9 protein-coding genes are annotated in these 12,608 nt (G+C 69.9%); 4 read left to right on the forward strand and 5 right to left on the reverse strand.

Features of this window, described 5'->3' with window-relative positions; translation table 11 throughout:
• Positions 1-11: 11 nt before the first annotated feature.
• The gene (locus tag FV233_RS16430; protein WP_147853592.1) at positions 12-1,310 is read right to left on the reverse strand and encodes a lipoprotein-releasing ABC transporter permease subunit; all 1,299 of its coding nucleotides are present in this window, start codon (positions 1,308-1,310) and stop codon (positions 12-14) included.
• Positions 1,311-1,439: 129 nt separating this feature from the next.
• A complete protein-coding gene (gene proS / locus FV233_RS16435) occupies positions 1,440-2,765 on the reverse strand; it encodes a proline--tRNA ligase (RefSeq protein ID WP_147898076.1) in 1,326 nt (441 codons plus the stop codon).
• Between the two features lie 650 nt (positions 2,766-3,415).
• On the opposite strand from proS, the gene FV233_RS16440 reads away from it, so the two are divergent.
• From FV233_RS16440 to FV233_RS16455, 4 genes are all read left to right on the forward strand, one after another.
• The gene (locus FV233_RS16440; protein ID WP_147853594.1) at positions 3,416-3,613 is read left to right on the forward strand and encodes a hypothetical protein; all 198 of its coding nucleotides are present in this window, start codon (positions 3,416-3,418) and stop codon (positions 3,611-3,613) included.
• A gap of 1,008 nt (positions 3,614-4,621) precedes the next feature.
• Positions 4,622-5,515 carry a cobalamin B12-binding domain-containing protein gene (locus FV233_RS16445; RefSeq protein WP_147898077.1) on the forward strand — a complete coding sequence of 298 codons (894 nt, stop codon included), beginning with the start codon at positions 4,622-4,624 and terminating at the stop codon, positions 5,513-5,515.
• Between the two features lie 53 nt (positions 5,516-5,568).
• Positions 5,569-5,991, forward strand: coding sequence for a BLUF domain-containing protein (locus FV233_RS16450; RefSeq protein WP_147853596.1), 423 nt, complete (start codon positions 5,569-5,571; stop codon positions 5,989-5,991).
• A gap of 126 nt (positions 5,992-6,117) precedes the next feature.
• On the forward strand, positions 6,118-6,585 hold the full coding sequence (locus FV233_RS16455; RefSeq protein WP_147898078.1) for a BLUF domain-containing protein: 468 nt from the start codon (positions 6,118-6,120) through the stop codon (positions 6,583-6,585).
• A gap of 141 nt (positions 6,586-6,726) precedes the next feature.
• On the opposite strand, the gene FV233_RS16460 is transcribed toward FV233_RS16455, so the two are convergent.
• The 3 genes from FV233_RS16460 to FV233_RS16470 are packed head-to-tail and all read right to left on the reverse strand — an operon-like array spanning position 6,727 to position 12,300.
• Positions 6,727-10,017 carry an error-prone DNA polymerase gene (locus FV233_RS16460; protein ID WP_147898079.1) on the reverse strand — a complete coding sequence of 1,097 codons (3,291 nt, stop codon included), beginning with the start codon at positions 10,015-10,017 and terminating at the stop codon, positions 6,727-6,729.
• Positions 10,014-11,582, reverse strand: a complete 1,569-nt coding sequence (locus FV233_RS16465; RefSeq protein ID WP_246690004.1) for a DUF6504 family protein — start codon at positions 11,580-11,582, stop codon at positions 10,014-10,016. The genes FV233_RS16460 and FV233_RS16465 overlap by 4 nt, the downstream gene beginning before the upstream one ends.
• Positions 11,509-12,300: an ImuA protein gene (locus tag FV233_RS16470; RefSeq protein ID WP_147898080.1), complete on the reverse strand. Its 792-nt coding sequence runs from the start codon at positions 12,298-12,300 to the stop codon at positions 11,509-11,511. Before FV233_RS16470 ends, FV233_RS16465 begins: the two co-directional genes overlap by 74 nt.
• Positions 12,301-12,608: the final 308 nt, after the last annotated feature.

Raw genomic sequence — 12,608 nt, forward strand, 5'->3', positions numbered from 1 at the left:
GATGCGGACCGTCAGCCGTAGCGCAGGGCCTGCACCGGATCGAGCCGGGCGGCACGCCAGGAGGGATAGAGCGTCGCCGCGAGCGACAGCAGCAGAGAGGTGATCACCACGGCGGTGATCTCCTTCGGGTTCATCTGGGCGGGGATCTCGGCGAGGAAGCGCACGGTCGGGTCCCAGGCGCCGGGAAACAGCACGCGCTGGATCGGCTTGATGTTCAAGGTGATGAGCACGCCGAGCCCCAGGCCGCTCAGGGTCCCGACCAAACCGATCAGCGCGCCGTTGATCAGGAACACCCGCATGATCGTGCCGGGGGTCGCCCCCATGGTGCGCAGGATCGCGATGTCGCTGGACTTGTCGCGCACCAGCAGGATCAGGCCCGAGACGATGTTGAGCGTCGCGACCACGACGATCAGGCTCAGGATCAGGAACATCACGTTGCGCTCCACCTCGAGCGCCCCGAAGAAGGTGCGGTTGCGCTGGCGCCAGTCGGTCAGCAGGATCGGGCGCTCGGCCGCCATCTCGAGGGGCTCGCGCATGTCGCCGACCTGATCGGGGTTGTCGACGTAGATCTCGATCATGCTGACGTCGCTCTCCCGGTTGAAGAACGCCTGCGCCTCGGTCAGCGGCATGAACACGAAGGTCTGATCGAACTCGGTCATGCCCACCTCGAACACCGCCTTGACCGCGTAGCTCTTGGTCCGGGGCGCCGTACCGAAGGGCGTGGACGACCCCTTGGGCGTGACCAGCGTGATGTTGTCCCCGGCTTGAAGCCCCAGGGAATCCGCGAGCCGTCGGCCGATCAGGACGCCGGTGCCGTCGTCGAACCCCTCCAGCGTTCCGCCGCGGATCGCGCTGGAGACCGCGGCCAGCGCGTCGAGGTCGGCGGCGCGCACGCCGCGCACGATCACGCCGGAGCCGCCGAACTGTGACGAGGCGAAGGCCTGGCCTTCCACGAGCGGCACCGCGGCGCGCACGCCCGCCACCTTCGACAGGCGCTCCGACAGGTCGACCCAGTCGTTGAACGGGCGGTCGATCGGCGTGGCGAACAGGTGTCCGTTGATGCCGACGATCTTGGAGAGCAGCTCGGCGCGAAACCCGTTCATCACCGAGAGCACGATGATCAGGGTGGCGACGCCCAGCGCGATGCCGAGGACGGAGAAGAACGCCACCACCGACACGCCGCCACCCCGGCGCCGCGCCCGCAGGTAGCGGCCGGCGATGATCCACTCGAACGGCGCGAAGGGGGCCGTCCCTTCGCGCAAGGAGGCCGCGAAGCCCCTCACCCGGTCGATCGCCGCTGCTCCAGTCATCGGCCTAGCCCTAAGCACCATTGGCTGCGTTGTCGCCGCTCGAACGGCGAAAATGATGCCTAAACACGGATTGAAGCAGAATTGCCGCCGGCAATTTGGCCGGCCGCCGCGCTGGCGCCGCTTGGCGGGTCAGACGCGGCGGATCCGGGCCAGCAGATCGACAACGGCGAGGCTCTCACGCTCGCCGCCGGCACGCCGCTTCAGCTCGACCTTGCCCTCGGCCAGGCCCTTCGGCCCGACGATCACCTGCCAGGGCAGGCCGATCAGGTCGGCCGTGGCGAATTTCGCGCCCGGCCGCTCGTCGCGGTCGTCGTACAGCACGGACAGGCCGGCCGCCTCGAGGTCCGCCTGGATCTGCGCGCAGGCGGCGTCGGTGCCGGAATCGCCGACTTTGAGGTTGATCAGGGCCACGTCGAAGGGTGCGACCGAATCCGGCCAGATGATGCCGGCCTCGTCGTGGCTGGCCTCGATGATCGCGGCCACCAGCCGGCTCGGCCCGATGCCGTAGGAGCCCATATGGACCGGCCGCTCGATCCCGTCCGGCCCGGTCACCTTGGCACCCATCGGCTCGGAATACTTGGTGCCGAAATAGAAGATGTGCCCGACCTCGATGCCGCGGGCGGCGAGGCGGTCGGCCTCCGGCACCTCCGCGAAGGCCTCCGGCTCGTGGATCTCGTCGGTGGCGGCATAGTGCGACGTCCAGGAATCGACGATGCCCTGCAGGCTCGCGACGTCGTCGAAATCCACGGTCTCGGGCGGGGTCTCGAAGTCGAGATAGGCGCGGTCGCAGAACACCTCGCTCTCGCCGGTCTTGGCCAGGATGATGAACTCGTGGGACAGGTCGCCGCCGATCGGGCCGGTGTCGGCGCGCATCGGGATCGCCCGGAGGCCGAGCCCCGCGAAGGTGCGCAGGTAGGCCACGAACATGCGGTTGTAGGCGTGGCGTGCCCCGGCCTGGTCGAAGTCGAACGAATAGGCGTCCTTCATCAGGAACTCGCGGGAGCGCATCGTGCCGAAGCGCGGCCGCACCTCGTCGCGGAACTTCCACGAGATCTGGTAGAGGTTCTTGGGCAGGTCCTTGTAGGACCGCACGCTGGCCCGGAAGATCTCCGTCACCATCTCCTCGGCGGTGGGGCCGTAGAGCATCTCGCGGTCGTGCCGGTCCTTCAGGCGCAGCATTTCCTTGCCGTAGGCGTCGTAGCGCCCGGATTCCCGCCACAGCTCGGCCGATTGCACGGTCGGCATCAGGATCTCGATGGCGCCGGAGCGATCCTGCTCGCGACGGACCACCGCGCAGACCCGCTCCAGCACCCGCAGGCCGAGCGGCAGCCACGCATAGATGCCGGCCGATTCCTGGCGCACCAGGCCGGCGCGCAGCATCAGGCGGTGGGAGACGATCTCGGCTTCCTTGGGCGTCTCGCGCAAGGTCGGCATGAAGTAGCGAGACAGACGCATGTTTTCGGGGGCTTGTCTTCGGGGAGTTCGGCCTGGATCCGGCCGGGAGGCACCGAGGCGCCCGGGCACACAACACGCCGGGGACGCAAATTACAAGCACCGTCGGCCGACAGGGCGCGCAATCGGGCCGCGGCATTGGAGGCCGGGCCGACCGAGCCCGGTGCCGCAATAGGAATCGAACTGCCCATTTGCCGGCAAGAAAGCGCAGATTTTTCTCGCACACCCGGTGACAACACGAATTGTTGTTCCTATAAGCGGCTCGTGATGTTTGCGACGCCCGCAAGAGGTGGCGCAGGGTCCGAGTCTCGGGAGGAAAACCGACCGCCACGCAGGCAATGCGTAGGATAATCAAAGGTCGAGCCACTGCAGCTTGAAAAGCAAGGCCTCAGGCCTTGCTTTTTTTGTTGTTCAGCATCCTTCGCCGCGCACGACCCGATCTTCCGGCACGCTGCCGGGCGTGGAAGGTGCCGTCGTTTGCCCTGCCTTCAAGGCACGTTGCAGACCTGTGGCAAACGGCACGCTGTGAAGAGCGGTGAAAGCGCGGACAAGTCGATGGTTTGTCGACTATTCGACTTTGGCGGCGCAAGCCATTAACCCGCAACGTCTTTTCGCGGTGCATTGTGGTCCGGACCTTACGGGGTGGACCCGCCATGCACTTCCAGATCCGCCAAGCCGAGCATCTCTGGTCCTGGGTCCTGCTCAACGAGGCCGACGAGACCGTCGCCGAGTCGTCCCGGACGTTTCCCTCGGCCGCGCAGGCCTCGGCGGCCGCCCTGGCCTTCGCCCATCTGGTGTCCCGAGCCGGCAAGTCGCTGACGGTGCGGTCCTCCTCCGGGACGCTGCTGTAGTACCTGAGCCGGTTTCGTCCCGACCCGCGGTTCACCGGGCGGATCGATCGCCGCGCGCCCGTCCGCCCACCTCTGGATATGCTTCCTCGTCCCCACGCGCCTGCGGCGCCGGGGGCATGGCCCAAGAAGTCTCCTCACGCTGGACGCGGGACGCCGCGGGAACCCAGGTGACGGCCAAGTTACGCCCGGGATCCGATCCCCGCGGCGACCCGCGGCATCGGACGGGCATGGTCCCCGGCCGGTGCCGTCTGTCTCGTCGCGATGTCTGTGCGACCTGCCGATCCCCGCGACTCCGTGTTCGCGGTCACTGCTCATGACGCCCAAGCCGCAATCGCAGCCGAGACGCCCCCGGAACCCGCATCACCGCCGTGGCCTTCCACCCGACATCCGCCTCGTAGTGGGCGGGTCCGCAGGTTTCTGAGGGTCACGCCCAGACCCGGGTCGCCGCGGGGGCATTTCCGCACCCCGCCGGGCAGACTGCCGCCCGATCTTCACGCCCGCATCCGAGACACGCCCTGCATCGGCACGCCGCCCGGGGCGATGGCGGCTGAGAGCCACCGACGCGGGCACCGCCCCGTCCCCCGAGCCCGCCGGTCAGCCACCGGACGGACCCCCGAGGAGCGCCGCGGGATCGCTCCCGAAACGCCGAAGGACAGGTGACGGCTAATGAGCACAAAGTAGGAACATTGTCAAGGGCGACATGCCGGTCGATGAGTGTGCGTCTTCATGCGCCGAGACGGGATCCCACGTTTGGTGCCGTCCGCAACGGTTGGGGAGCGGTCGGTCCGCTCGAGGCTGCGGTCGATGAGAGGCCGACGTTCGAAGACCTGTCTCTCCCGCAGGGCGGCTGTACTTCGCGCCCGCCGCAAGCTGCTGATATCGGGTGAGCCCTGTAGGAAAGTCGCCTCCTTTACAACGCGCGCGTTTGCGTCTCTCTTGCACCCCGTACTCGCCGACGACGGTCAATAACAAACGGGGATGCCAACCCCGGACCATGGGGATGAGACAATGCTGGATCAGGGATCAACCCACCGGGAGTGGGCCGATCTGATCACGGAGGGGATCGCCGAAGCGGCGTATGTCCGGGAGGGCTATGCACGGCGAAGATCCGCCGACGAGGCACGGCACCGAACCCTGGCGCTCGGCCGCATCGTTCAGACGGACATCATCCCACGGCTCATGCTGATCGATCGCGGCGGGAGGGAGGTCCGGTCGGACGTCCTGCCGAAGCTGGAAGCGGAAACGGTCGCGGGCTTCACGGATCTGATCCTCGGGCACGACGTCACGGCCCCCAAGAACGCCTTCACCGCCCTGACGGCCAAGGGATATTCCGTCGACGACCTGTTCCTCGACCTGTTGGCACCCTCGGCGGCCCTGCTGGGACGCATGTGGGACGACGACCTGTGCGACTTCATCGAGGTCACGGCCGGCCTCGCCCAACTCCAGTTCCTGTTGGCCACGTTCCGCACGGACGGAGGCGTCGCGCCCTACGATAGCGGGCGGCGCATCCTCCTGATGGGAGCACCAGGCGAACTCCACACCTTCGGCTTGGCCATCGTCGAACAGTTCATGCGGAAGGCCGGCTGGCATGCGGATTGCGCGCTTGCCTCCAGCCCCGAGGAGATCGCCGCTCTCGTCGCCTCGGAGTGGTTCGGCGTCGTGGGTCTGACGCTGAGCCGGGAGAGCCATCTCGATCAGCTCGCCGCCTCGATCCGGGCGGTACGACGGGCGTCGCTCAACCCCTCAATCGGCGTCATGGTCGGGGGACCCGTCTTCCTCGAGCATCCCGAATACGTCGAACGGGTGGGCGCCGATGCCTCGGCGGTCGATGCCCCCACCGCGGTTCTGCTCGCACAGAGACTGCTCTCATCTGCCTTCGAGCTTGCGAACGACCGACCGTAGATTTCTCTCTATCGATCCGAACCAATCGGACGGCCTGATAGGATCCAGCAGCAATGTCTGTCGTTCAGCTCATCTATGCCTCGCGCCCATTTGGGTTCGACCAAGCGATGCTCAATGGCATCCTGTCGCAATCGCGGCGATGCAACGCGCGAGATGGGATCACCGGCGCCCTCATTTGCAGGGCCGATGTCTACATGCAGTTGTTGGAGGGCTCGGCCGAAGCGCTGGATGCCACCTATGCTCGGATCTTGCGCGACGACCGGCATTTGGAGATCAGGCGATTGTCCTATCACCCTGTGACGGACCGGTTATTCCCAAGCTGGGCCATGCGTGACGATCCGGCCCGATCTTGGATGTGGTCACAGGCTGACGTCGCGAACGGAGCGATAGATAAAGCCACTCCTTTGCAAGCTCTGAAAGTATTCGAGCGGCTTGCGGCCGAACCCGAACGCGATGACGCGCCTTACGACTCATGAACCTTTGAGCGAATCACAAAGTATGGCTCCTGACCGAATTGGATCGACGGCGCCCTGTATATCTGGGCACTGGTTCGATTGAATTTGAGCCTTGGTCATACTGCCACAGATGAAGCGAGCTTACTGATGTTCGACGAATACGGAATCCCGCGCGGCGTCGAGTTAGATGAAGCTGCGCTGCCCAAACTCTACCACTTTGTCTATTGTAGTCGCGCCGCCGAGGGCGTTGACGACGCCGAAGTCTCCCGCATCGTCGAGACGGCCCAGCGCAACAATTTTGCGCACGGCATCACCGGGGTGCTGGTTTTCGGCAGCGGCGTCTTCTTTCAGTGGATCGAGGGGCCGGCCGCCAAGATCCAGAACCTGATCGCGATTTTGCATCGCGACGAGCGGCATTATGACATCGTTTCGCTGAGCCAGAGCGAAGAAGAGCGAGAGCGTCTCTACCCGAACTGGGACATGGAGAAGGTCGAAGCCGAGGATATCCGTCTCGTGCTGGAAGATGCACTCGAAAACGCAGACGATAAAAACAATCGCGCGACGCTGACGCGTATCCTCGAACAACTCGATGCGGGCCCACTTGGTCGAGGTTGATCGGGGCCCATGTCCGCTTTCCGGCAGATCTAGAGGCAACGTGTACGACCCGATCGGGTCGCCAGCAGACGCTGCCCGGCGTCTGTCATCCTCCGCTCGGTCGCGTCGCTGCGCACGCGGCGGGCTTCCGCCGTCGAAGGATCAATGAAAATCCCGGCTCGGATACGCCCGCCGGTCCTGAGGCGCCCCGAAATCCGTGGTCTCGGGGGGTAGCCTCATCCCGGCGGCGCGCAGGTCGCGCAGGGACTCCGTCAGATCGCGAAACCCCTCGGCGACCAGGTGGACCACCCCCTCGGCCCGCTGCACCCGGCCGCGCACGGCGAGGAAGCGGGCCTGCATGGCGGCCCTCCGGTTGGCTTCGAACACCGTCTTCCAGATGATCACGTTGGCGATGCCGGTCTCGTCCTCCAGGGTCAGGAACACCACGCCCTTGGCGGTGCCCGGCCGCTGGCGGATCAGCACCAGGCCCGCCACCGTGACCCGGGCGCCCTGGGGCAGGGCCGGATCCTGATGGGCCCGGGCCGGGATCGCGCCGATCCGGGCGAGCCGGCCCCGGAAGAACGCGACCGGGTGCCCCTGCAGGGACAGGCCGGTGGCGGCGTAATCCTCGGCCACCGCCTCGGACAGGGGCAACGCCGGCAGGTCCACGGTCGGCTCGTGCCGGAACAGGCCGTCGTCGGCGTGCCAGGCGAAGAGCGGCAGCGGCGCGTCGAGGAGATGGCCGCGGCGCTCGGTCCCGTCCGCCTTGGCGGCCTTGCGGGAGGAGGTGCCCTCGAGCGTGCGCACCATCCACAGGGCGGCGCGCCGGTCGAGGCCCAGCGACCGGAACGCGTCGGCCTCGGCCAGGCGCTCCAGGGCGTTGCGGGGCAGGGCCAGGGCCGCCTGCAGGCCCTCGATGCTGGCATAGCCGTTGGCGCGCAGCCGGACGAGCCGGTGCATCGCGGCCTCGGGCAGGCCGTTCACCTGCCGCAGGCCGAGGCGCACCGCGTGCAGCTTCGGATCCCCGGCCGGCTCCAGGGTGCAGTCCCAGGCGCTGGCGTTGACGCAGACGCCCCGCACCTCGACCCCGTGGGCGCGGGCGTCCCGCACCAGCTGGGCGGGCTGGTAGAAGCCCATCGGCTGGGCGTTGAGGATCGCGGCCAGGAACACGTCCGGGTGCCGGCACTTCATCCAGGCCGAGGCGTAGACCAGGAGCGCGAAGCTCGCCGCGTGGCTCTCCGGGAAGCCGTAGGTGGAGAAGCCCTTGATCTGCGCGAAGCAGCGCTCTGCGAAATCCGCCGGGTAGCCGCGGCCGGTCATGCCGCCCACGAACTTCTGCTCGAAGCCGCCGATCGTGCCGACATGCCGGAACGTCGCCATCGCCCGGCGCAGCCCGTCGGCCTCGGCCGGGGTGAAGCCCGCCGCCGTGATGGCGATCTGCATCGCGTGCTCCTGGAACAGCGGCACGCCGTAGGTTTTTTTCAGGACCTCCTTCAGCTCGTCCGCATCGCCGTGGGCGGGGTCGGGGGACGGATAGACCACCGGCTCCTGCCCCGACCGCCGCCGCAGGTAGGGATGGACCATGTCGCCCTGGATCGGACCCGGGCGCACGATCGCCACCTGGACGACGAGGTCGTAGAATTCCTTCGGCTTGAGGCGGGGCAGCATCGACATCTGCGCCCGGCTCTCGACCTGGAACACGCCGACGGAATCGGCCTTCGCCAGCATCGCGTAGGTGTCGGGATCCTCCCGGGGCAGGTCGGCCAGGGTCTCGTAGAAGACGCCGTGGTCCTTCTCCAGAAAATCGAGACCGCGCTTGAGGCAGGTCAGCATGCCGAGCGCCAGCACGTCGACCTTCATCAGGCCGATCGCGTCGATGTCGTCCTTGTCCCACTCGATGAAGGTGCGGTCCGCCATGGCGCCGTTGCCCACCGGCACGGTCTCGTCCAGGCGCCCGCGGGTCAGGATGAAGCCGCCGACATGCTGCGACAGGTGGCGGGGGAAGCCGATCAGCTGGTGCGCGAGGTCGAGCGCCTGCCGGAGCACCGGGTTGTCGGGGTCGAGGCCGGCCTCGCGCACGTGCTTGTCCGGCACGTCCTTGCCCCAGGAGCCCCAGACCGTGTCGGCGATCGCCGCGGTCACGTCCTCGGTGAGCCCTAAGACCTTGCCGACCTCTCGGATCGCCATGCGTGGGCGATAGTGGATCACCGTGGCGCAGAGGGCGGCGCGCGCCCGCCCGTAGCGGTCGTAGAGGTGCTGGATCACCTCCTCCCGGCGCGCGTGCTCGAAATCGACGTCGATGTCGGGGGGCTCGCCCCGGTTCTCGGAAATGAACCGGGCGAACAGCAGCCGGTGCTTGGACGGGTCCACGGCGGTGATGCCGAGGCAGAAGCACACGGCGGAATTGGCCGCCGAGCCGCGCCCCTGGCACAGGATCCCCCGGCTCCGGGCGAACTCGACCACGTCGAACAGGGTCAGGAAGTAGCGGGCGTAGTCCAGCTTGGCGATGAGCCGCAGCTCCTCGCCGAGCGTCGCCCCGACCGAGGCCGGGACGGCACCGGCATAGCGCCAGCGCGCCCGCTCCCAGGTCTTCTCCTCCAGGTATTCCTGGGCCGTGCGCCCGGGGGGCACCGGCTCGTCGGGATACTCGTAGTGCAGCTGCGACAGGCAGAAGGTGCAGGCCTGCGCGATCTCGACCGTGCGGGCGAGCGCCTCCGGATGGTCGGCGAACAGCCGGGCGATCTCGGAGGCCGGCTTCAGGTGGCGCTCGGCGTTGGCCTCCAGCCGATAGCCGGCCTCCCCGATCCGGCAGCGCTCGCGGATGCAGGCCACCACGTCCTGGAGCGGGCGCCGGTCGGGATGGTGGTAGAGCGCATCCGAGACCGCGACCATGGGCGCCCCGTAGGTCTCCCCCAGCTCGGCGAGGAGGCCGAGGCGGCGGCGCTCGTCGCCGCGCCGCGCGTGGCTCGCCCCGAGCCAGGTCCGGCCCGGGGCGGCCGCGGCCAGGGCTTCGAGCCGGCCCAAAAAACCGTCCGGGGGGCGCGGGCGCCGGCCCGGCGGGATCGCGATGAACATCTGCCCCTCGGCGGCCTCCAGCATCTCGGCGAAGGAGAACCGGCAATCCCCCTTGCGGCTGCGCCGGTTGCCCCGGGTGAGTAGCCGGCAGAGGCGGCCCCAGGCCTGCCGGTCCACCGGATAGGTCACGGCCTCGAACCCGTCCTCGGTGACGAGGCGCACGCCCGGCAGGACGCGGATCGCCACGCCCTCCGCCTTGAGGGCCTGGGCCGCCGCATGGGCCCGCACCACTCCGGCCACAGTGTTGCGGTCGGCGACCCCGATCGCGGCGAGCCCGTAGGCCGCGCCTTGCACGACGTATTCCTGCGGATGCGAGGCGCCGCGTAAAAACGAAAAATTCGTGGTCAGGGCGAGCTCGGCGTAGGCGGGATCGCTCACGGGAACACCCCGTGGACGAACCACGCGGCCGGCCGGCCGGGGGCGTGCGGCCCGTCGCGGTAGAGCCAGAGCCGGCGGCCGGCCTCGCACTCGACCCGGTAATAGTCCCGGGCCTGGCCGGGGGCGCCCCCGTTCGCCGCATCGGCGTCCCTGTCGGCGGCGGGCGCGCCGGGCGTGTGCCACCACTCGGCCGCGATCCGCTCCGGCCCCTCGGCATGGACGATGGCGTGGATCCGGGCGCGCCAGCGGAAGCGCCGGGGCGGTCCCTCGGGCACCGTGGAGAGCACGTCGAGGGCGGCCTCGCCCCGGGGGAACAGCACCAGGGGCCGGGGCGGGAGGTGGTCGGGCCAGTGCGTCGGGTCCGCGGTCCACGGGCGGGTGTGGCCGGCCCGCTCCGGGATGTGGCTCGCCCGCGCCCCGAGGCGCAGGAGCGGCCGGCCGAGGCGCTGCGCCAGGGCGTCGGCCAGGACGCCGATCTCGTCCCCCTGGGGCGGCGCCTCGAGATCGGTCTGGCGGGCCGTCATGGGCCCGGTCACCGTGACGGTGAGCGCCACGGTCTCGAAGCCGAAGCCGGCGTCGAGAGCCGCCCCGAGGCGGTCGAGGCGCAGGGAGACCAGGGTGGCGACGCGCTCGGGACAGCGCTCGGGCCGGGACAGGCCGAGATCGAGGGCGCGCGTCATCCCGTCGACCCGGTGCAGGACGAGGCGCAGGGCGCAGGCGCCGACCCCATCGCGCTCCAGCCGGGGGGCGATCTCTGCCATCAGCAGCCGGGCGGTGACGACGATGTCCGATTGCCGGCCGATCGGGTCGAGGAAGCCCCGGGCGGCCCGGTACGCGGCCTCCTCGGTGAGCGGCGCCAGGGGTTCGGGCCGGCGGCCCATCGCCTGGTCGAGGCGCAGCAGCAGGGCCTCGCCGAAGCGGCGGGCCAGCGGCCCCCGGGCGAGGGCGTCGATCTCGCCGACCCGGCGCAGGCCGAGCCGCCTCAGGCCCGAGACCGTGCCGGGATCGAGGCGCAGGGCCTCCACGGGCAGCCCCCCCAGGGCCTGGGCGGCCCCGCCGGGGGGTACGACCACCCGGTCGGCGGCGCCGAAGCGGGCCAGCGCGAAGGCGCCGCCGGGGGTGTCGGCCAGCGCGATCCGGGCGGGGATCTTCGACCGGGCGAGACGCCCGGCGAGGTCGTCCACGAGGGGGCCCTCGCCCCCGCGCAGGTGGCTCGCCCCGGCGACGTCGATGTAGAACCCGTCCGCCGCCTCGGCCGGCCCGAACGGCGCCACGCCGGGGGCGTAGCCCTCCGCCCAGCGGCAGAGCCGCAGCAGCGCCGCCCGGTCGGCTTCGGGATCGGCGGGGTAGACCTGGAGCGGCACGCCGATCCGCGCACGGACCCGGCCCAGGAGTTCGCCTTGCCTCAAGCCGAGGGCGCCCGCCTCCGGGTCGAGGGCGAGGAGCCGCAGGCCGCCGGGCCCCTCGGCCGCCACCGCGAGCGGGCCCCGGTCAGGCGCAAGACCGGCCCGCCGCAGCCGCGTCACGGGCCAGTGGCTCAGGCAGACGCAGACGATGCGCGGCATGGTCCCACTCCAGAAGCCAGTCGCCGCCGCGGCCGTTGCGGCAGCGATCGAGGCGCGCCCGCCAGCGCGGGTTGTCGAGGGTGCCGAACCGGTCCCGGGCGGCCGGAGCCGAGGCGATCCGCCAGCGAGTGGCGGCGCCGTTGGGCAGCCCGGCCTCGGCGGGCCGCAGGATCAGCACGAGCGGCGGCCCGTCGCCCTCCGTGCCCCCTTCGGCGGCGAGCTGCAGGCGCCGGCCCGGCTTCAGCGGCAGGCCGTCCTGGATCAGGCCGACGAGGACCGACAGGGTGCGGGCGTGAAGCGCCGCCTCGAGCGCGCGGAACACCTCCGCGTCGCCGCCCGCTTCCAGCAGCAGCAGCCGGGCCGGATCCAGGCCGAGGCCGGCCAGGCCGTGCCCGTGGGGCAGGGGCTGGTTCGGGGCGGCGGCGATCAGCGCCGCGCCTTGCGTGCGGGCGAGCCGGGCGGCACAGAGCGCCAGGGCGAAGCCCAGGGCCGCGATCGCGTCCGCGGGCTCCGCCGGGGCGATCTCGTGCGGCGGCCCGAGCGCCAGGCCGCCGCCGGGCAGGTGCGCGTCGATCGCCGGCAGATCCAGGGGCAGGACCGGCGGCGGGGCCGCCGGACCGCTCGACGCGGACAGGCGCGCACGCAGGGCCGCCAGCCGCTCCCGGGGGCTGCCCGGCGTGGGATCCCGCCCGGTCTGGTTCGCAGGGTCCAGCCCCATCTCCGCGTGCTCCGGTCATGCCGGACGATAAGAACATAACAGGAACATGTTCAAACCGTTTCAGCGGGTCGCCCGAATCGGACGCCGGGCCAGCGGCTTGGCCTGTGGATGATTGTGGACGCCTGTGGAATCGGCCGTCCCGCCCGCGACCAAAGCCACGGTTGACCGAGCCCGCGAGCCGAGACCACAGTCGTGTGCCGCGCCAGACGCGGCCGACACGGTCCGAGCATGCGCCCAGCCCTCGCCTTGACGATCCTGCTCGCCCTCTCCGGAGCGGCCCTCGCCCAGCAGCCGCCCGACCCCGACCC

This window comes from Methylobacterium sp. WL7, from assembly GCF_008040085.1.
GTDB classification, from domain to species: domain Bacteria; phylum Pseudomonadota; class Alphaproteobacteria; order Rhizobiales; family Beijerinckiaceae; genus Methylobacterium; species Methylobacterium mesophilicum.

What these genes read in the sequence shown, in the direction of transcription:
- FV233_RS16445 (WP_147898077.1), top strand. Translation starts at nt 4,622, where the DNA reads ATGCTGGATCAGGGATCAACCCACCGGGAGTGGGCCGATCTGATCACG.
- FV233_RS16465 (WP_246690004.1), bottom strand. Translation starts at nt 11,582, where the DNA reads ATGCCGCGCATCGTCTGCGTCTGCCTGAGCCACTGGCCCGTGACGCGG.
- FV233_RS16430 (WP_147853592.1), bottom strand. Translation starts at nt 1,310, where the DNA reads ATGACTGGAGCAGCGGCGATCGACCGGGTGAGGGGCTTCGCGGCCTCC.
- FV233_RS16470 (WP_147898080.1), bottom strand. Translation starts at nt 12,300, where the DNA reads ATGGGGCTGGACCCTGCGAACCAGACCGGGCGGGATCCCACGCCGGGC.
- proS (WP_147898076.1), bottom strand. Translation starts at nt 2,765, where the DNA reads ATGCGTCTGTCTCGCTACTTCATGCCGACCTTGCGCGAGACGCCCAAG.
- FV233_RS16455 (WP_147898078.1), top strand. Translation starts at nt 6,118, where the DNA reads ATGTTCGACGAATACGGAATCCCGCGCGGCGTCGAGTTAGATGAAGCT.
- FV233_RS16450 (WP_147853596.1), top strand. Translation starts at nt 5,569, where the DNA reads ATGTCTGTCGTTCAGCTCATCTATGCCTCGCGCCCATTTGGGTTCGAC.
- FV233_RS16440 (WP_147853594.1), top strand. Translation starts at nt 3,416, where the DNA reads ATGCACTTCCAGATCCGCCAAGCCGAGCATCTCTGGTCCTGGGTCCTG.